General features: G+C 67.3%; 21 protein-coding genes and 1 riboswitch. Of the genes, 10 read left to right on the forward strand and 11 right to left on the reverse strand.

What is annotated here, in order from left to right; genetic code table 11:
- Nucleotides 1–9: 9 nt before the first annotated feature.
- The 3 genes from kdpA to ACFOMD_RS16010 form a co-directional block, all read right to left on the reverse strand.
- On the reverse strand, nucleotides 10–1,719 hold the full coding sequence (gene kdpA, locus ACFOMD_RS16000) for a potassium-transporting ATPase subunit KdpA (RefSeq protein WP_380863171.1): 1,710 nt from the start codon (nucleotides 1,717–1,719) through the stop codon (nucleotides 10–12).
- Between the two features lie 13 nt (nucleotides 1,720–1,732).
- Nucleotides 1,733–1,822, reverse strand: coding sequence for a K(+)-transporting ATPase subunit F (kdpF, locus tag ACFOMD_RS16005; RefSeq protein WP_380863173.1), 90 nt, complete (start codon nucleotides 1,820–1,822; stop codon nucleotides 1,733–1,735).
- 108 nt (nucleotides 1,823–1,930) lie between these two features.
- On the reverse strand, nucleotides 1,931–2,680 hold the full coding sequence (locus ACFOMD_RS16010) for a TorF family putative porin (protein WP_380863175.1): 750 nt from the start codon (nucleotides 2,678–2,680) through the stop codon (nucleotides 1,931–1,933).
- Nucleotides 2,681–2,934: 254 nt separating this feature from the next.
- Here ACFOMD_RS16010 and ACFOMD_RS16015 point away from each other — a divergent pair, with 254 nt between their 5' ends.
- The 4 genes from ACFOMD_RS16015 to ACFOMD_RS16030 all read left to right on the forward strand — a co-directional run bounded on the left by ACFOMD_RS16015 (nucleotide 2,935) and on the right by ACFOMD_RS16030 (nucleotide 4,852).
- Nucleotides 2,935–3,168, forward strand: coding sequence for a hypothetical protein (locus ACFOMD_RS16015; RefSeq protein ID WP_380863177.1), 234 nt, complete (start codon nucleotides 2,935–2,937; stop codon nucleotides 3,166–3,168).
- The gene (locus ACFOMD_RS16020; RefSeq protein ID WP_380863179.1) at nucleotides 3,158–3,352 is read left to right on the forward strand and encodes a hypothetical protein; all 195 of its coding nucleotides are present in this window, start codon (nucleotides 3,158–3,160) and stop codon (nucleotides 3,350–3,352) included. Before ACFOMD_RS16015 ends, ACFOMD_RS16020 begins: the two co-directional genes overlap by 11 nt.
- Nucleotides 3,349–3,630: a hypothetical protein gene (locus ACFOMD_RS16025; RefSeq protein ID WP_380863181.1), complete on the forward strand. Its 282-nt coding sequence runs from the start codon at nucleotides 3,349–3,351 to the stop codon at nucleotides 3,628–3,630. The genes ACFOMD_RS16020 and ACFOMD_RS16025 overlap by 4 nt, the downstream gene beginning before the upstream one ends.
- Nucleotides 3,631–4,042: 412 nt before the next feature.
- Entirely contained in the window at nucleotides 4,043–4,852 is an 810-nt protein-coding gene (locus ACFOMD_RS16030; protein ID WP_380863183.1) for an ABC transporter substrate-binding protein, read from the forward strand.
- A 55-nt stretch (nucleotides 4,853–4,907) separates the two neighbouring features.
- Here the strand turns inward: ACFOMD_RS16030 and ACFOMD_RS16035 are convergent, their stop codons facing one another.
- From ACFOMD_RS16035 to ACFOMD_RS16055, 5 genes are all read right to left on the reverse strand, one after another.
- Nucleotides 4,908–6,839: a TonB-dependent receptor plug domain-containing protein gene (locus ACFOMD_RS16035; protein WP_380863185.1), complete on the reverse strand. Its 1,932-nt coding sequence runs from the start codon at nucleotides 6,837–6,839 to the stop codon at nucleotides 4,908–4,910.
- Nucleotides 6,840–7,023: 184 nt separating this feature from the next.
- Nucleotides 7,024–7,254, reverse strand: a riboswitch (cobalamin riboswitch).
- An 84-nt stretch (nucleotides 7,255–7,338) separates the two neighbouring features.
- Nucleotides 7,339–7,815: an SRPBCC family protein gene (locus ACFOMD_RS16040; RefSeq protein WP_380863187.1), complete on the reverse strand. Its 477-nt coding sequence runs from the start codon at nucleotides 7,813–7,815 to the stop codon at nucleotides 7,339–7,341.
- Nucleotides 7,816–7,843: 28 nt separating this feature from the next.
- Complete coding sequence (locus ACFOMD_RS16045; protein WP_380863189.1) at nucleotides 7,844–8,344, reverse strand: SRPBCC family protein; 501 nt, start codon at nucleotides 8,342–8,344, stop codon at nucleotides 7,844–7,846.
- Entirely contained in the window at nucleotides 8,328–8,675 is a 348-nt protein-coding gene (locus ACFOMD_RS16050; protein WP_380863190.1) for an ArsR/SmtB family transcription factor, read from the reverse strand. The genes ACFOMD_RS16045 and ACFOMD_RS16050 overlap by 17 nt, the downstream gene beginning before the upstream one ends.
- Before the next feature lie 84 nt (nucleotides 8,676–8,759).
- A complete protein-coding gene (locus ACFOMD_RS16055) occupies nucleotides 8,760–9,044 on the reverse strand; it encodes a hypothetical protein (protein WP_380863192.1) in 285 nt (94 codons plus the stop codon).
- 181 nt (nucleotides 9,045–9,225) lie between these two features.
- Here ACFOMD_RS16055 and ACFOMD_RS16060 point away from each other — a divergent pair, with 181 nt between their 5' ends.
- Nucleotides 9,226–9,690, forward strand: a complete 465-nt coding sequence (locus ACFOMD_RS16060) for an Lrp/AsnC family transcriptional regulator (RefSeq protein ID WP_380863472.1) — start codon at nucleotides 9,226–9,228, stop codon at nucleotides 9,688–9,690.
- Here ACFOMD_RS16060 and ACFOMD_RS16065 read toward each other — a convergent pair.
- On the reverse strand, nucleotides 9,687–10,445 hold the full coding sequence (locus ACFOMD_RS16065; RefSeq protein ID WP_380863193.1) for an IclR family transcriptional regulator: 759 nt from the start codon (nucleotides 10,443–10,445) through the stop codon (nucleotides 9,687–9,689). The genes ACFOMD_RS16060 and ACFOMD_RS16065 overlap by 4 nt on opposite strands.
- Nucleotides 10,446–10,529: 84 nt before the next feature.
- Here ACFOMD_RS16065 and ACFOMD_RS16070 point away from each other — a divergent pair, with 84 nt between their 5' ends.
- From ACFOMD_RS16070 to dmpG, 3 genes are read left to right on the forward strand one after another with little or no spacing between them, the layout of a single operon-like run.
- Entirely contained in the window at nucleotides 10,530–11,312 is a 783-nt protein-coding gene (locus ACFOMD_RS16070; protein ID WP_380863195.1) for a 2-keto-4-pentenoate hydratase, read from the forward strand.
- On the forward strand, nucleotides 11,309–12,247 hold the full coding sequence (locus ACFOMD_RS16075) for an acetaldehyde dehydrogenase (acetylating) (protein WP_380863197.1): 939 nt from the start codon (nucleotides 11,309–11,311) through the stop codon (nucleotides 12,245–12,247). Before ACFOMD_RS16070 ends, ACFOMD_RS16075 begins: the two co-directional genes overlap by 4 nt.
- On the forward strand, nucleotides 12,247–13,275 hold the full coding sequence (gene dmpG / locus ACFOMD_RS16080; protein ID WP_380863199.1) for a 4-hydroxy-2-oxovalerate aldolase: 1,029 nt from the start codon (nucleotides 12,247–12,249) through the stop codon (nucleotides 13,273–13,275). Before ACFOMD_RS16075 ends, dmpG begins: the two co-directional genes overlap by 1 nt.
- Here dmpG and ACFOMD_RS16085 read toward each other — a convergent pair.
- Nucleotides 13,272–13,943 carry a PEP-CTERM sorting domain-containing protein gene (locus ACFOMD_RS16085; protein WP_380863201.1) on the reverse strand — a complete coding sequence of 224 codons (672 nt, stop codon included), beginning with the start codon at nucleotides 13,941–13,943 and terminating at the stop codon, nucleotides 13,272–13,274. The two genes, dmpG and ACFOMD_RS16085, sit on opposite strands and share 4 nt — an antisense overlap.
- Nucleotides 13,944–14,259: 316 nt before the next feature.
- Here ACFOMD_RS16085 and ACFOMD_RS16090 point away from each other — a divergent pair, with 316 nt between their 5' ends.
- A complete protein-coding gene (locus tag ACFOMD_RS16090; RefSeq protein WP_380863203.1) occupies nucleotides 14,260–14,394 on the forward strand; it encodes a hypothetical protein in 135 nt (44 codons plus the stop codon).
- A 167-nt stretch (nucleotides 14,395–14,561) separates the two neighbouring features.
- Nucleotides 14,562–15,128 carry a hypothetical protein gene (locus ACFOMD_RS16095; RefSeq protein ID WP_380863205.1) on the forward strand — a complete coding sequence of 189 codons (567 nt, stop codon included), beginning with the start codon at nucleotides 14,562–14,564 and terminating at the stop codon, nucleotides 15,126–15,128.
- On the opposite strand, the gene ACFOMD_RS16100 is transcribed toward ACFOMD_RS16095, so the two are convergent.
- Nucleotides 15,125–16,060 carry a LysR family transcriptional regulator gene (locus tag ACFOMD_RS16100; RefSeq protein ID WP_380863207.1) on the reverse strand — a complete coding sequence of 312 codons (936 nt, stop codon included), beginning with the start codon at nucleotides 16,058–16,060 and terminating at the stop codon, nucleotides 15,125–15,127. The two genes, ACFOMD_RS16095 and ACFOMD_RS16100, sit on opposite strands and share 4 nt — an antisense overlap.
- Nucleotides 16,061–16,070 lie beyond the last annotated feature (10 nt).

Genomic DNA, 16,070 nt, shown 5'->3' on the forward strand with positions numbered 1-16,070 from the left:
TGCGGGACCTTAGTAGAGGGTGCCGGCGATCATCGCCGCGTGGTCGGCGCCCGGCCCGAGCGCGAGGCTGGGCAGGAAGGTCAGGCCGCCGAGGATGAGGATAAGGCCGATGAGCAGGCCGACCCACAGCGGTCCCGTCGTCGGGAAGCTGCCCGCCGTTTCCGGCGTGTGCCGCTTCGCGGCCAGGCTGCCCGCGATCGCCAGCATCGGGATGATGATGAAGAAGCGGCCGACGAACATGCCGACGCCGAGCAGCGCGTTGTAGAAGGGCGAGTTGGCGGTGAGGCCCGCGAAGGCCGATCCGTTGTTCGCCGCCGCGCTGGTGAAGGCGTAGAGCATCTCGGTAAAGCCGTGCGGCCCCTTGTCCTGCAGGCCGGTGAGACCCGCCGGCGCGACCGCGGCGATGGCGGTGAAGCCGAGGATGGCGAGCGGCAGCACCGCGATGGCGAGGACCGCGAGCTTCACTTCCCGCGCCTCGATCTTCTTGCCGACATATTCCGGGGTGCGGCCGACCATCAGCCCGGCGACGAACACCGCGAGGATGGCGAATAGCAGCATGCCGTAAAGGCCGGCGCCGACGCCGCCGATGATGATCTCGCCAAGCTGCATGTTGAACAGCGGGATCAGCCCGCCGATCGCGGTGAAGCTGTCGTGCATCGCATTGACCGCGCCGCAGGAGGCGGCGGTGGTCACGGCGGCGAACAGCACGCTGGCGGCGATGCCGAAGCGCGTTTCCTTGCCCTCCATGTTGCCGGCCAGCGCCTCGACGCCCAGCGCATGATGGATCGGGTTGCCCGCGGTCTCGGCCCAGTAAGCGATCGACGTGCCGGCGAGGAACAGCAGCACCATCGCCGACAGGATCGCCCAGCCCTGGCGGGTGTTGCCGACCGCCTTGCCGAACGTCCAGGTCAGCCCCGCGCCGATCGCGAAGATCGACAGCATCTGGAGGAGGTTGGTGAGGTCGCTCGGATTCTCATAGGGGTGCGCCGAGTTGGCGTTGAAGAAGCCGCCGCCGTTGGTGCCGAGCATCTTGATCGCTTCCTGGCTGGCCACCGGCCCCAGCGCGATCGTCTGCCTGGCGCCTTCGAGCGTGGTCGCCTCCACCGAGCCGGCGAGCGTCTGCGGCACGCCGAGCCCGACGAGCACAACGGCATAGACCAGCGAGATCGGCAGCAGCAGGTAGAGCGTGACCCGCGTCAGGTCGGCCCAGAAATTGCCGATGCGCTTCGCCTCGCGTCGCGCGAAGCCGCGGATCAGCGCGAAGGCCAGCGCGATGCCGGTCGCCGCCGACAGGAAGTTCTGCACGGTGAGGCCGAGCATCTGGACGAGGTGCGACATCGTCGTCTCGCCGCCATAGCTCTGCCAGTTGGTGTTGGCGACGAAGCTGACCGCGGTGTTGAACGACAGATGGTCGGACACCGCCGGGAAGCCCTGCGGGTTCAAGGGCAGCAAATCCTGCAGGCGCATCAGGCCGTAGAGAAACAGCAGCCCCGCCACGTTGAACAGCAGCATGGCGACGGCATATTGCCGCCACGTCTGCTCGCGTTCGGCCTCGACGCCGGCGGCGGCATAGAACAGCCGCTCGACGGGGCCGAGCATGACATGAAGCGGCGTGCGGCGGCCTTCGTAAAGCGCGTGCAGCCAGGCGCCCATGGGCTTGGCGACCGCCACGACGAGCGCGGTGAAAAGAAAGATCAGAAGCCAGCCCTGGAATGTCATCGCAGGTCTCCGGTCAGAAGCGTTCGGGTCGTACGAGGACGACCACGAGATAGATGAGCAGCGCGAGCGCGGTGATCGCGCCGAGCCAGAGAGCGAGGGTCATGACAATCTCCTCACGCGCGCTCGCCGAGCGCGACATAGGCAAGCGCGAGGAGCGTCAGCCCCAGCGTGATGCCGATCCACAGCAGGTCGTTCATCGCCGGCCCTTCCCTCAGAAGCTCGCGGTGAGCGAGAAGACGACGGCGCCGTCGGTGATGTTGCGCGCCGGATCGACCAGCGCGGCGTTCTCGGCCGCGGTGATGTCGGTATCGACATAGGCAACGCCGAGCGTGAGGTTGCGCCACGCGAAATCGGCGCCGAGCGACCAGTCGAGATACGAGCCGGTCGGGGTCAGCGTGGTGTCGCCATCCGAATAGCCGAGGTGCGCCTTCAGCGTGACCGGCGAGCCGGCGATCGGCAGACCCGCATCGCCGAACACATAGAGGTTCGCGTTGTCGCCGATGCCCGCCTGGCTCCAGGCATAGGCGAAGCCGACCTTGTAGGTGGCGGGGCCTGCGGTGCCGGAGATGTTGGCGTAGGGCTCGAAGAACTCATAGTCGCCGCCCGTGGAGCCCGGATAGGCGTAGTAGAGCAGGCCGGTATCGAGCACCGGGCCGCCGAGGTCCCATTTGTAGCCGGCGTAAAGGTCGAGCTCGAGGTTGGAGCCGCCTAGCTCGCCGAAGCCGTCAAGGCTCGACGCCCAGAGGCCGGCATAGGCGCCCGACGCATGGTTGAGGTTGATCGTGCCCTGCAGCGCCGCCTGCTCGTCGGACAGCGAGATGCCGCGGAAGCGATATTGCGAGGCGAGCGTCACGCCGCCGGTAACGGTCAGTGCGGGGTCGCTCGACTCTTCCTGCGCGAGGGCCGGCGTGGCGAGGGCAAGCGTGGTGGCGGCAACGATCGAAGAGATACGGAACGGCATCGAAGGCTCCTGAAGCGCGTGGCGCAACGGCACCACGACATCAGGGTCGAGCTAGGGCGGAGGCCCGTAAGCGTTCCACGGGGATTTCGGCATCCCCGCATAAACATTCCATAAACCCGGCGCCGGCCGCCGCCCTTATTTACGGGTCGTTTACGCGGCGGGGCCGCACTTCCCATCGAACGTTAATGCCCCCCGCGCCTACCTCAGCGTGGCGACCGACCGATCCCAGGCCGGCGCTGCGATGGAGTTTGACGATGGGCTATTATAGTCCCCCGACTGCCTATCAGGACGACCCGAACATCCTGCTCATCGGGCAGGACTTTGACGGTCACTGGATCGTTCAGGAAAACCACGGCCTGGCCGAAGGCTGCTTCACCACGCGCGAGGCGGCGGTGCGCTATGCCGAGGCGGAGCGCGCCCATTTCCCCGGTGCACTCGTTGTGCTGACCCCCGCCCGCCTGTCGATGGCCTACGGCCATGACGCCTGACCGCGCGCCGCGCGCCGACTCCCGGCTCGAGGCCGCGATCCTGCGCTTCTGGCAGGTCATCACCTTCGGCCGCCTCAACCGCCTTCGGCCCATCGAGGTGGTAGCGTTTCTGACGGTCTATGTGACGCTGATGATGGTGGCGCTGTCGTTCGGCGCGGCGTTCATCGACCGGCTGCTGCCGTGAACCTGCCCGTCAGTCGCGACGCCTATTTGCGGCTGGCGGGCCTCGGTTTCGTGGTGCTCGGCACCCTCGCCGCACATACGCTTGTCGTTCACGCCCGCCAGGTCGCGCCCTTCTACCCGCTGCCGCTCGACTACCTTCTCGCGGCGATTGCTTGCCTCGGCGCCAGCTGGGGGTTGGCGCTCGCCACATGCGGCGACGCACTTTTCAAACCGCTGACACCCCCGCTGCCAGGATGCCGCTGCCGAGACTGCAATCGTCTGCGCCTGCTCGAGAGCTGAAGCTCACGCAGGAAATTCGCTGCGCGGTGAACAGCTCGGCGAGTCGAGGCCCGCTCGGCGCACTTTGGAGAAAGAAGATGTCCGATGACCTTCGAGGAAATAGCGCTGCTCGCGATGATCGTGACCGCGGTCGTCATATGTTGCCTAAGGCTCCTTCGAAGACCGCGCAGGTAGAGCTGGATACCTCTCATGTAGGCCGCGCTCGACAGCTGTCGCCCGAATTGTTCTGGGTGATCGTCGATGCGCAGAAATGACCGGCTGATGCCCGTGTTGCTCGAAGTTGCCTGAGCCGTTCACGTTGGCGGATCATACTGGACGCCTGTCTCCAGATGCCCAGCGATGCGGGGCCCTTGGCTTTTGGGGCGGCTTGCGAGGACTAGCGCCCGTTCGGGGGCTACGGCAAAAGCGGCGTATGCGCCTCCCCTGCCTGCTCCTGCTGTCGCTCGCCCTGCTGGCGGCGCCCGCCGCCGCGCGGCCGAAGCGGATCGTGTCGCTCAATCTCTGTGCCGATCAATATCTGTTGGCGCTGGCTGATCCCGGCCAGATCGCGGCGCTGACGCTGTTCGCGCGCGACCCGCAGATGTCGGCGGGCGCGGCGCAGGCGGCGAAGCTGCCCGTTTCGCGCGGCAGCGCCGAGGATGTGCTGGCGCTTGAGCCGGAGCTGATCATCGCCAGCCCCTGGCACCGGCTGGAAACCGTCCGCGCCGTGAAAGGCAGCGGCCTCGCCACGCTCGATCTGCCGTCAGCAGAAAGCTATGACGCGATCGTTGCGCAGATACGCCAGGTCGCGGCGGCGGTCGGTCACCCGGCGCGCGGCGAGGCGCTGATCAAGCGTATGAATGCCTCGCTGGCCGCCCTGCCAGAACCAGCTACGCGTGGCGCGATCGCGGCCTACTATCAGCGGCGAGGCTTCCTCACAGGCACCGGGACGCTGGTCGATGAGCTGATGACCCGCGCGGGCCTCGTCAACCTCGCCACCCGCCTCGACGGCTCGGCGCTGTCGCGGCTATCGGTCGAGCAGATGGTGGCGGCGAAGCCCGACTATCTGATCCTCGAAACCGCGACGCGGCAGATCACCGATCAGGGGACGGAGATGCTGCATCACCCGGCGCTCAGCGATATCAGGCGGCTGTACCTGCCGCAGGCGTGGACGGTATGCGGCGGCCCTGCCTATGTGCTGGCCGCCGAGAGCCTCGCGAAGCAGCTGCGCGCCGCTCGATAAACGACAACGCCACGCGGCTTCTCGAAGGAAGCCGCGTGGCGCGTGATGTCGGGCGTCAGAAGCCGGCGCGGATACCGATATAAGCGGCGCGGCCGGGCGTGCGATAGGTGAAGACCTCTTCATAGTCTTCGTTGAAGAGGTTCTCGACGCGACCGAACAGCTTCACCGCCTTCGACAGGCGATAGTCGGCGGCGAAGTTCACGAGCGCGAAGGAATCGAGCTGCACGCGCGGCCCGATCGGCAGGTTGGTGAAGTTGCTGTCGAAGGTCTTGCCGTTGTAGCGCGCGGTGAGAGTCGCGCCGTAGGCGTCCTCCGGCGCCCGCCACGCGAGGTTGGCGCTGGCGATGTTCGGCGCGCGTCGCACTTCCTCGGTGCCGTTCTCCTTGGCATCGAGATGCGTGTAGGCGAGGTCGACCTGCCAGCCGCCGCCGAGGTCGGCATCGACGAACAGTTCTACGCCCTTCTGCTTCGAATCCGTCGCGCGATTGGCCGGCGACGACACAAAGGTCGGCGAGAAGGCCGTGAAGATCTCATTCTCCAGCGTGGAGTCGAAATAGGTGGCGCCGAGGCGCACCTTGTCTTCGGCCAGCGCGAAATCGACACCGGCTTCCCAGCCTTCCGACTTTTCCGGCTTCAGGTTCGGGTTGCCGATGAAGGTCAGCGGGTTGAAGCCGAACAGCTCGAAGTTGGTCGGGTTCTTGATGCCCGAGCCGGCGGCGGCGCGCAGGCGCACACCCGGCGTCACCTCGGCACTGCCGCGCACCCGGTAGGTGGTGGCGTCGTCGAAGCGATCGTTCTTGTCGCGACGCAGCGAGGCGCCGAGGCTGAAGCGATCGTCGACGGTAAGGCCGTATTCCGCAACGAGGCCGGTGTTGTCGATCTGCCGGCGATCGTTGGCCGGGCCGGCGACGCCGATCGGCAGGTTGCGGAAGCGCTCGCGCTCGAAGTCGGCGGCGAAGGTCAGGCTATGCTCGGTCGCCTCGCTGCCGAAGCGCAGGGTGGTGTCGTAGCTGCCCTTCAGCCGCTGGCCGTCGTTCGCCGACGTGGCGGTGCCGCCGGTACGCGATTCCCGGTGGCTGTCGGTGAGCTGCGCGGTGGCGGCATGCGTCCAGCGGCCGTCGAGCAGTTCAGCCTCGGCGCGGACGAGGCCGAACCAACTGCGGCTGGTGTAGTCGCCGGTGCCGTCGACCACGAAGCCATAGGTCGGCGAAGTGAAGTTGAAATCCTGGCCGTTGCTGTCCGCCTCGGTGCGGCTGTAGCGGCCCACCACCTGCAGTTTCACCTGCGGGCTGACTGAGTAGATCAGCTTGCCCGACAGCGCGCGGTTGTCGGCATCAAGGTCGCGGGTGCCGACGCCCTTGCGGGCGGTCGGCGTACCGCCGGTGATGTTGGTGGTCACCGCGAAGCTGTAGTCGAGGTCGCCGCTAACGCCCGCCGCGCGCGCCGCGCCCGACACGCTGTTGAACGAGCCGGCTTCCAGCCGGCCGCTGACGCCCGGCTTCTCCGCGCCGGTGGCGGTGATGTAGTGGATCACGCCGCCGATCGCGTCCGAACCATAGATCGCCGACTGCTGGCCGCGCAGCACCTCGACACGCGCGGTGTCGTCGGCAACCAGCGTCGCGAAATCGAACTCGCCCTGGAACGGGTCCGACGCCTCGATGCCGTCGATCAGCACCAGCGTGTGATTGCCCTCGCCGCCGCGGATGCGGACCTGCGTCATGCCGCCGACGCCGCCCGAGCGGCTGACCGCAAGGCCGGGCACGTCGCGCAGCACGTCGGAGACGACGCGCGTCTGCCGCTGCTCGAGCGCCTGCGCGTCGATGATGGTGAGCGACGAGCCGGTGAGGTTGAGCGGAATGCCGTCGAGCGAACGGCTGCCGGTGACGACGATGGTCTCGTCATTAGTCTCGGCCTCGCCGGGCAGCGCCTGCGCGACGGCGGGCGAGGCAATGGCGAGCGCGATAAGCGACGTGAAAGTGCGGGTCATTCTTCAGTCCCCCGGCGTCAATCAGCGACAGACGGTCGGGACCGATCGCGCGAGCGAACGACGGCATGCGGTGTCGGACGGACGCCAATCTGCGCCCGGCACCACGATACCGATGCGGCCCCGGCCGCATGGTTCGTCGCTCAGACGGAGAGACCGTGCCTTGGCCATTCCCTGGACCACGGCAAGAGCGACCACGTCGCCGGCAGGTCTCCTGGCTCACGGGTCACAGCTTGATGCACACCTTCCCAGGTTCGATGCCGCAGCATCGGGCCCAGTGGCTGCCACCCGGACGGGTGACATGTGCATCGCGCTCACCGCTTACAGTTGCAGGGACAGCTGCGGATTTGGGTGAAACCACCCGCACCGCATTCCCATTTTAAGCCCCTCTCGGGGCACCGGCGCGATCATGGAAGCGGGCTTTCGTTCCGCTTCCGGCGCTCCCCTTATGCGATGTGTTGCGTATCGCCAAGGCCTCAATCGGCCGGCGGGCGCGGCGCGATCAGCCGGGGTTCGCCGCCAGCCAGGCCTCCAGCCGGTCGGCGGTCGACGCCCAGCCATGCGCATGGCCGGCTACGCTCTCGGCATTCTTCAGGCCGGCGTGGGTGAAATCCATCAGCGTGCCGTCGCCTGCCTCGGTCAGCTCAACGGTGACCAGCGTGTCGACCGGCGCGCCGTCCTCATGGTTGTCGCCTTCCCATTTGAAGGTGAACACCAATCGTCGCGGCGCGTCGATCTCGCGGTAGACGCCGCCCTGCCACAGCTCCTCGCCGGTGTCGGGGGACCGGAGGCAGATGCGCCAGGCGCCGCCGACCCGGAAGTCGGCGACGGCGCTGACCGCCGGCCATTCGACCGGCCCCATCCATTGCACCATGATCTCCGGGCGGCTCCATGCCCGCCACAGCAGTTCGCGTGGCGCGTCGAAGCGGCGCTGGAGGCGCAGCGACGGCCGGAGCTCGGGATCGGCGGCAAGGCTCATGGTCGGGGCCGGTCGGTGCATGGCCGGATCAGAGCGTCTTCACCAGCTCGCCCAGCTGATCGGCGACCTGGCCCCAGCCTTCGTGGAAGCCCATCGCCTCATGCTGCTTCATCGACTCTTCGTTCCAGTGGCTGGCGGTCGCCTTGTAGATCGTCTTGCCGTCGCCGGTCGGCTCCAGCTCGATCCGCGCCACCATGAACGGCGCGCCCGCCGGCCGCCAGTCGGGGGTCAGCGCATCGGTCGAGATCAGGCGGCGGTTCGGCACCACCTCGAGGAAGATGCCCGCATTCGGGAAGCATTCGCCGTCGGGGCCGTGCATCGTGAAGTTGAAACGGCCGCCGGCGCGCGGCTCGACCACCGCGTCGCTGATCGTCCACGGCTTCGGCGCGAACCACTGGCTGAGGATCGCCGGGTCGGTATAGGCCTTGAAGACCTTCTCGGGCGGCGCGTCGATCACGCGCTCCAGCACCAGGTCGAACGTGTGCGCGACGCCGTCGGTGTCGCAGGGATTCTCAATTTCGTTGGCCATCGTCATTTCCTTTCTGAACCTTGCGAAGATAAGTTTCGAGACGGTCGAAGCTCTTGTCCCAATAGCGGCGATAATGTTCGAGCCAGTCGGCGATGCCTTTCAGCGCCAGCGGCTCCAGCCGCGCCGGACGCCATTGCGCCTCCCGGCCGCGGCTGATCAGCCCGGCCTTCTCCAGCACTTTCAGATGTTTCGAGACCGCCGCGAGGCTCATGTCGAACGGCGCGGCCAGCTCGTTGACCCCGGCGTCGCCCTCGGTCAGCCGCGCGAGGATTGCGCGACGGGTCGGGTCGGCCAGGGCGGCGAATTGCGCGGAGAGAGGATCGATCTGCATGAACCAGCCGTCGTATAAAACCTGATGGTTAAATACGGGCCGGCCGATCGCTTGTCAACCAGATGGTTTAATAAGGCGCCTAAATCAGGCGGCAACCCGGCAGAGCTGGTGCTCGAGATACACCGCGCGCACCAGCACGGCGGCGCGCAGCTTCTCCGCGATCACTTCGGCGGCATGTTCGCTCAGGCCATCCTGCGTCACGTTGATTCGCAACTCGTCGTCGAACCGGCGCATCTGCACGCGCGACGGCGTCAGCCCGAGCTGCGCGAAGAAAGCGAGGACACGGCCCGGTGCGCTGGCATCGGCCTGCGCGCGCACGTCGAAGGCGGCGAGGCGCTGGCCCGCTTCGGGGAGGAACTCGTGGATCATGCCGCGGTGCTCCCGAGAAGACGGACGAGCGACTGGCGAGCGGCGATGATCACGGCGAAACCCCTTTTCTGATGGCGCCGGCAATTTCGCATGCCCGCCAAGGAAAATCTTGCCGAACATTGCGATCTCGAAAGGATTTATGCATAAATAATCCCCACCTGCCGCAATGATCGAATTTTTCATGCACAATCTCGACGTAATCGACCGAAAGATCCTCCGTTTGCTACAGGAGGATGCCTCGCTCTCCACCGCCGAGGTGGCCGAGCGCGTCGGCATCTCGCAGTCGCCCTGCTGGCGGCGGATGCAGCGGCTGAAGGACGACGGCGTCATCCGCGCGCAGGTCGCGCTGCTCGACCGCAAGAAGATCGGCCTCAACGCGCAGATCTTCGCGCAGATCAAATTGAACGCGCACGGCCGTCAGCATCTTGAGGAGTTCAGCGACGCCATCCAAGGCTTTCCCGAGGTGCTCGAATGTTTCGTGCTGATGGGGCAGGTCGACTTCCTGCTGCGCATCGTCGCCGCCGATATCGACGCCTATGAGCGCTTCTTCTTCGAAAAGCTCAGCCGCGTACCGGGCATCCAGGAGGTGAACTCGGTTGTGACCCTCTCGCAGATCAAGGCGACGACCGCCCTCCCCGTCGACTAACGAAAGAGCTTCGCCTCAATCCGCCCGGCGGCTTCGCGCAGCGCCGGCAACGATGCCGCCAGCTCGTCTTCCGCCATCGCCGGCGCCCGGTAGCTCACCGACAGCGCCGCCACGCCATGCCCGGCCGCATCGCGCACCGGCACCGCGACGCAGAACAGGTCGGGCATCACCTCGCCCATGTCGGTCGCCCAGCCGCGCGCCCGCGCCGTCGCGATCAGCGCGCGCAGCGCCGCCGGATCGGTGACGGTCGCGTCGGTCAGCGACACGAACGCCCCTTGCCCCAGATAGCGGTCGAGCTCGGCGGCCTCGAACTGGGCCAGCAAAACTTTGCCGATGCCCGAGCAATAGGCTTCGAGTTGCGTGCCTTCCGTCGTCGGCAGCTCGCTCCGCCCGTGCCGCGCCTTCGCCAGATAGGTGACCATGTCGCCTTCGAACACGCCGAGATGCGCATGCGTCCCGCACGCCCGCGCCAGCGACTTCAGCTCAGCCGCCCCCGCCTCGCGCAGCATCGCGTTGAGAGACAGCCCGGCGCCGAGCGTCAGGCAGGCGGGGCCGAGGCCGCAGAGCCCGCGGCGATAGGCCACCAGATAACCGCGCTCGATCAGCGCCTTCGCCATGCGGTGCACGGTCGGCAGCGGCAGGCCACAGGCGGCGGCCACCGCCGGCAGCGACGCGGTCCCGGCGTCGCGCACCGCCTCCAGCACATCGAGCGTGCGGTCGGCGACGCCGACGCGGCCCTCTCCCCCTTCTCTCATTCAGTGAGACTAGGCTCAGGCGCCGGATTCGGGAAGCCCGCGCCGCCGCGATAGAAAGGCAGCAACGAACAAGGGAGGGTGTCGATGAGTGTCGATCATGCCGCGCTCGCGGTGCGGCTGCGCGAAGCTTACAGCGGAGAGACGGTGCCCCCGCTCCGTGATGGCCTCGACCCGACCGACGCCGACGGCGCCTATGCGGTGCAGGCGCTCAACACCAGGCATTGGGTCGGCGCCGGCCGCCGCGTCGTCGGCCGCAAGATCGGCCTGACGGCGAAGGCGGTGCAGGCGCAGCTTGGCGTCGACCAGCCCGACTTCGGCGTGCTGTTCGACGACATGCGCGTCGCCGACGGCGGGACTGTCGATGCCGGCAAGCTCATCCAGCCCAAGGCCGAGGCGGAGGTGGCACTGGTGCTCGCCCGCGACCTCGACAAGGCCGACGCCACCGCCGCCGATCTCGCCGCGGCGACCGCGCATGCGGTGGCGGCGATCGAGATCGTCGACAGCCGCATCGCCGACTGGAAGATCAGCTTCGCCGACACAGTGGCCGACAACGGCTCCTCGGCGCTGTTCGTGCTGGGCAGCGAGACGAAGCCGCTCGACGGCCTCGACCTCTACACCTGCGGCATGGCGCTGGAAGTGAACGGCCAGCTCGCCTCGCTCGGCGCCGGCGCCGCCTGCCTCGGCCATCCGCTGGAAGCCGCCGCCTGGCTGGCGCGGACGCTGGCGGCGCGTGGCGAACCGCTGCGCGCCGGCGACATCATTCTCACCGGCGCGCTCGGCCCGATGGTGGTGCTCGCGCCCGGCGACACGGTGACGGCGAAGATCGGCGGCCTCGGCAGCGTCAGTTTCACGGCAGGTGGCAAATGAGCAAGATGAAGGCAGCCATCATCGGGTCGGGCAACATCGGGACCGACCTGATGATCAAGATCATGCGCACGTCGGACGTGCTGGAGATCGCCGCGCTGGTCGGCATTGACCCGGAATCGGACGGCCTGAAGCGCGCCGAACGCCTCGGCGTCGCCACCACCGCCGGCGGCATCGACGGCCTCGTCGGCTTGCCCTGCTGGCCGGAGATCGGCGTGGTGTTCGACGCCACCTCGGCCGGCGCGCACGCGCACCACAGCGCGGTGGTCACCGGCGCCGGCAAGGTGATGGTCGACCTGACCCCGGCCGCGATCGGCCCCTATGTCATCCCTGTCGTCAACGGCGACGCGCATCTGGACGCCGCCAACGTCAACATGGTGACCTGCGGCGGTCAGGCGACCATCCCTATCGTCGCCGCCGTCTCCTCGGTGGCGACCGTCCACTATGCCGAGATCGTCGCCTCGATCGCCTCGAAGAGCGCCGGCCCCGGCACGCGCGCCAACATCGACGAGTTCACCGAAACCACCTCGCGCGGCATCGAACAGGTCGGTGGCGCGGCGAAGGGCAAGGCGATCATCGTCCTCAACCCCGCCGAGCCGCCGATGATCATGCGCGACACGGTGTTCACCCTGTCGTCGGGCGCCGACGAGGCCGCCATCGAGGCGGCGGTCGAGGCGATGGTGGCAAAGGTCAACGCCTACGTTCCCGGTTACCGCCTCAAGCAGAAGGTGCAGTTCGAACGCTTCGGCTCGAACAATCCTGTGAAGATCCCCGGCCACGGCGTGTTCGAAGGGATCAAGACCACCGTATTCCTCGAGGTCGAGGGCGCGGCGCATTACCTGCCCGCCTATGCCGGCAATCTCGACATCATGACCTCGGCCGGCCTCGCCACCGCCGAGAAGATCGCCGCGCGGCGGCTCGCGAAGGAGGCGGCGTGATGGCCTACGACCCCGCAACCAAGCTCTACATCCAGGACGTCACCCTGCGCGACGGCATGCACGCCATCCGCCACCGCTATGGCCTCGACCATGTCCGCGACATTGCACGCGCGCTCGACAAGGCGGGCGTCGACGCCATCGAGGTGTCGCACGGCGACGGCCTCAACGGCTCGTCGTTCAACTATGGCTTCGGCGCGCATACCGACTGGGAATGGATCGAGGCGGTCGCCGACGCGGTCGAGCAATCGGTGGTCACCACCTTGCTGCTCCCCGGCATCGGCACCGTCCACGATCTGAAGCAGGCCCATGACCTCGGCGTCCGCTCGGTGCGCATCGCCACGCATTGCACCGAGGCCGATGTGGCGAAGCAGCATATCGGCGCGGCGCGCGACCTCGGCATGGACACCATCGGCTTCCTGATGATGAGCCACATGATCGAGCCTGAGGCGCTCGCGCAGCAAGCGAAGCTGATGGAGAGCTATGGCGCCACCTGCGTCTATGTCACCGACAGCGGCGGCGCGCTCGACATGGACGGCTACCGCGCCCGGCTGGAGGCCTATGACCGCGTGCTGAAGCCGGAGACGCAGCGCGGCGTCCACGCCCATCACAATCTGTCATTGGGCGTCGCCAATTCGATGGTCGCGGTCGAGACCGGCGCGATCCGCGTCGACGCCAGCCTCGCCGGCATGGGCGCGGGTGCGGGCAACGCGCCGCTCGAGGTGTTCATCGCCGCCGCCGACCGCAAGGGCTGGAACCATGGCTGCGATCTCTATGCGCTGATGGACGCCGCCGAGGATCTGGTGCGGCCGCTGCAGGACCGCCCGGTGCGCGTCGACCGCGAGACGCTCAGCCTCGGCTATGCCGGCGTCTATTCGTCGTTCCTGCGCCACGCGGAAAAGGCCAGCGCCGACTACGGCGTCGACACCCGCAAGATCCTCGTCGAGCTCGGCCGGCGGCGCATGGTCGGTGGCCAGGAGGATATGATCGTCGACGTGGCGCTCGATATCCTCAAGCGGGAAGGCGTTTAAACGCGGCGACGACGACGGCTGCCGATCGCCGCGATGCCAAGCCCCATCAGGGCCAGCGCGCCCGGTGCCGGCACCGCTGCTGCGCCGACGTCCAACTGATCGACCGAGAACCAGCTGCTGTTGCGGTCGGAGCGGAACTCGAGGAACTGAATCCCCGAGAAGCCCATCGTCACGCTCTGCATCGTGGTCGTCAACGCGATCTGGTTCGTCGCGCCGACGATCAGCCCGTTGGCGTCGTAGCCGAAAATCTGCAGCGTCAGCGAATTACCCGGCCACGCCGCCCCGACCAGCCCGGCGACGTCGACCGAATTGGCGTCGGTCGCCGCCCGGAAGTCGATCCACAGGCTCTGCGGCCCGAAGAAGCTCCACGCATATTTGGTGCCGGTGGTCCCGATCGGCGCCGTGACGGCTGCTGGATTGGCGACAGTGCTCGCGCCCCAGCCCATCATCTGGTCGCTGAAATTGCGGTTGGCGAAGCCGCCGCTGGTGCCAAAGCCCCACTCATAGCCCTGATAGCTGTTGTGAATGTTCTGGCCGAAGAAGCTCGCGTCAGCCCCGTTGGAGCCCGGCGTCGCGATATCCTCAAACCCGATCACCGCCGCGTGTGCCGGTGCCGCAAGCCCGATCAGCGCGCCTGCCACAACGGCTTTTACACCCCAATCTGCCATTCCCTGTCTCCCCCCATTTGCGGGAAGGGATAAGCAAGGAACGTTCCACCCGCGCAACATGTTGATTCTGCGTCGGCCTGCCCCGCAGGCCTTTCCCGGACTGTAAAGCGGGCCGACAGTTCGCTTCAATCGGCGTGCGGCGTGAAACCGCCACTTCGCTTACCCCAAGAAAGGCTTCGTCGCCGAAATATACCCTATCGGTTAAGTAGAGTTATGAGCCGACGACACATCCCTCCTCACCATCTCTGTCGATAGCGACGGCGCCGCTTAAGCGTGCCCCCGCCGCTGCCGTTATCGACCCTCAGGAGGGATCATCATGTCTTCACTCGATTTCCGCCCCTTGTCCGATTTCCCCGTTTCGCTGCAGCTCGCCGCCCGTGCGCTGTTCGGCGAGGCGGCCGCAGAGCCCGCGCGGGAAGCGCCGGCCGAGGATGAGGACGAGGCGCACTAGCCGATTTCCCGGGGCTCGCTCGCGCCCGGGCGGAACGTGTTCACCTCCCCGAACACCGTTTCGAAAACTTGATCCGGTCGCGTCTCCCGGCGCGGCCGGATCTTCTTTTCCAGCCGCGAAGACTGTCTTAAAACGGCATCGAAACGACCTGCTACTCGGGGGGTGACATGGCGTCGTTCGAATTCCTGTTCACGCTGTTCGCGCTGATGCTCGGCCTCGCGCTGACGGAAGTCGTCGGCGGCATCGCGAAGGGGGTGAAGCGACGCGGCCCGGCGCGCCTCGGTGTGCTGACGCCGCTGCTCAGCGCCTTCCTCGCCTATGAGATCACCGATTTCTGGCTGTTTGCCTGGGGCCTGCGCGAGCTCGTGCCGATTGGCACGCCGGCGTTGATCGGCTCGCTCGTCGTCACCGGCCTCTATTATTTCGCCGCGGTGCTCGCCTGGCCGGACGATGGTGACGCGGGCTGGGATGATCTCGACGGCTGGACGCTCGAGCACAAGCGCCCGATCCTGCTCAGCGTCTTTGCCACCGGGCTCCTCGCGAGCGGGGCTAACTTCCTGCTGAACCCCGCACCCATCCTTGCCGTCGGCGTCGTCGGGCTGGTGTCTATGGGCGTTTATTTCGCGCTCATCCTGGTCGGTGCCTTAGCGCCGGGTCGTCGCATGACCATCGCGACCGTCGCGCTGCTGCTCCTCATGCACCTCACGGCGCTTGTCATGCACCTCATCGGCTAGAGGTCACCCAGCCGGCCGACGTCCTCGCGGCGGCAGCCGACCTCATGCTCGGCGAAATATTGCAGCAGCCAGGTGGCAGCAGGCCCCGGCGGCGCGTCGCTTCTGTAGATGCCGTCGAAGCGGTAGCTGCCGCCGCGGTGGTCGGGCAGGTCGAGCCGCACCAGCGCGCCGCTGAACAGGTCGGCCTCGATCATCGGCACCGGCATGTTGCCCCAGCCGATGCCCTGCCGCAGCAGCGCATGTTTGGCGCCGAGGTCGGCGAGCCGCCAGCTGTGCGCGCTGACCACCGAGAAGTCGCGGCCTTCAGTGAGCGGCGAGCGGTCGGTCAGCACCAGTTGCAGATGCTCGCGCGCGACGCCGGGCGGCACCGGGCTCATCCGGGCCAGCGGATGGTCGGGCGCCGCCACCGGGATCAGCGGCACCTGCCCCATCGAAATACGCTCGATCCCGCCGATCTCGGCGGCGAGCGGCCCCGAGATTCCGATCGACGCGCGCCCTTCCAACACCAGCGCTGCGACCGCGCCCAGCGCCTCGACATGGAGGCGCAGCGGCACCGAGGGGAATTGCTGCTGGAACGCCTTCAACGAGTCGGCGAGCCGCACGTCGGGCACCATCACGTCGACGGCGAGCGTCACCTCCGCCTCCAGCCCGTCGAGCAGCCCCTTCACCTTGGCGCGCAGGCCATCGATGCCATGCGCAACACTGCGCGCCTCGGCGAGCACCGCTTGGCCCGCGACGGTGAGCTGCGGCTTCTTCGTCCCCTCGCGGTCGAACAGCATGAGGCCGAGCTGCGCCTCGAGATTGGCAACGCCGTAGCTGATCACCGAGGTGGCACGGTTGAGCTTGCGCCCAGCGCCGGCGAAGCTGCCGGTCTCGACCACCGCGAGGAAGATGCGCAACTGGTCGAAGGTCGGCAGGCCGGGGTTGGACATTTCAACTTCC

This window comes from Sphingoaurantiacus capsulatus (assembly GCF_042648405.1).
Classification (GTDB): Bacteria; Pseudomonadota; Alphaproteobacteria; order Sphingomonadales; family Sphingomonadaceae; genus Sphingoaurantiacus; species Sphingoaurantiacus capsulatus.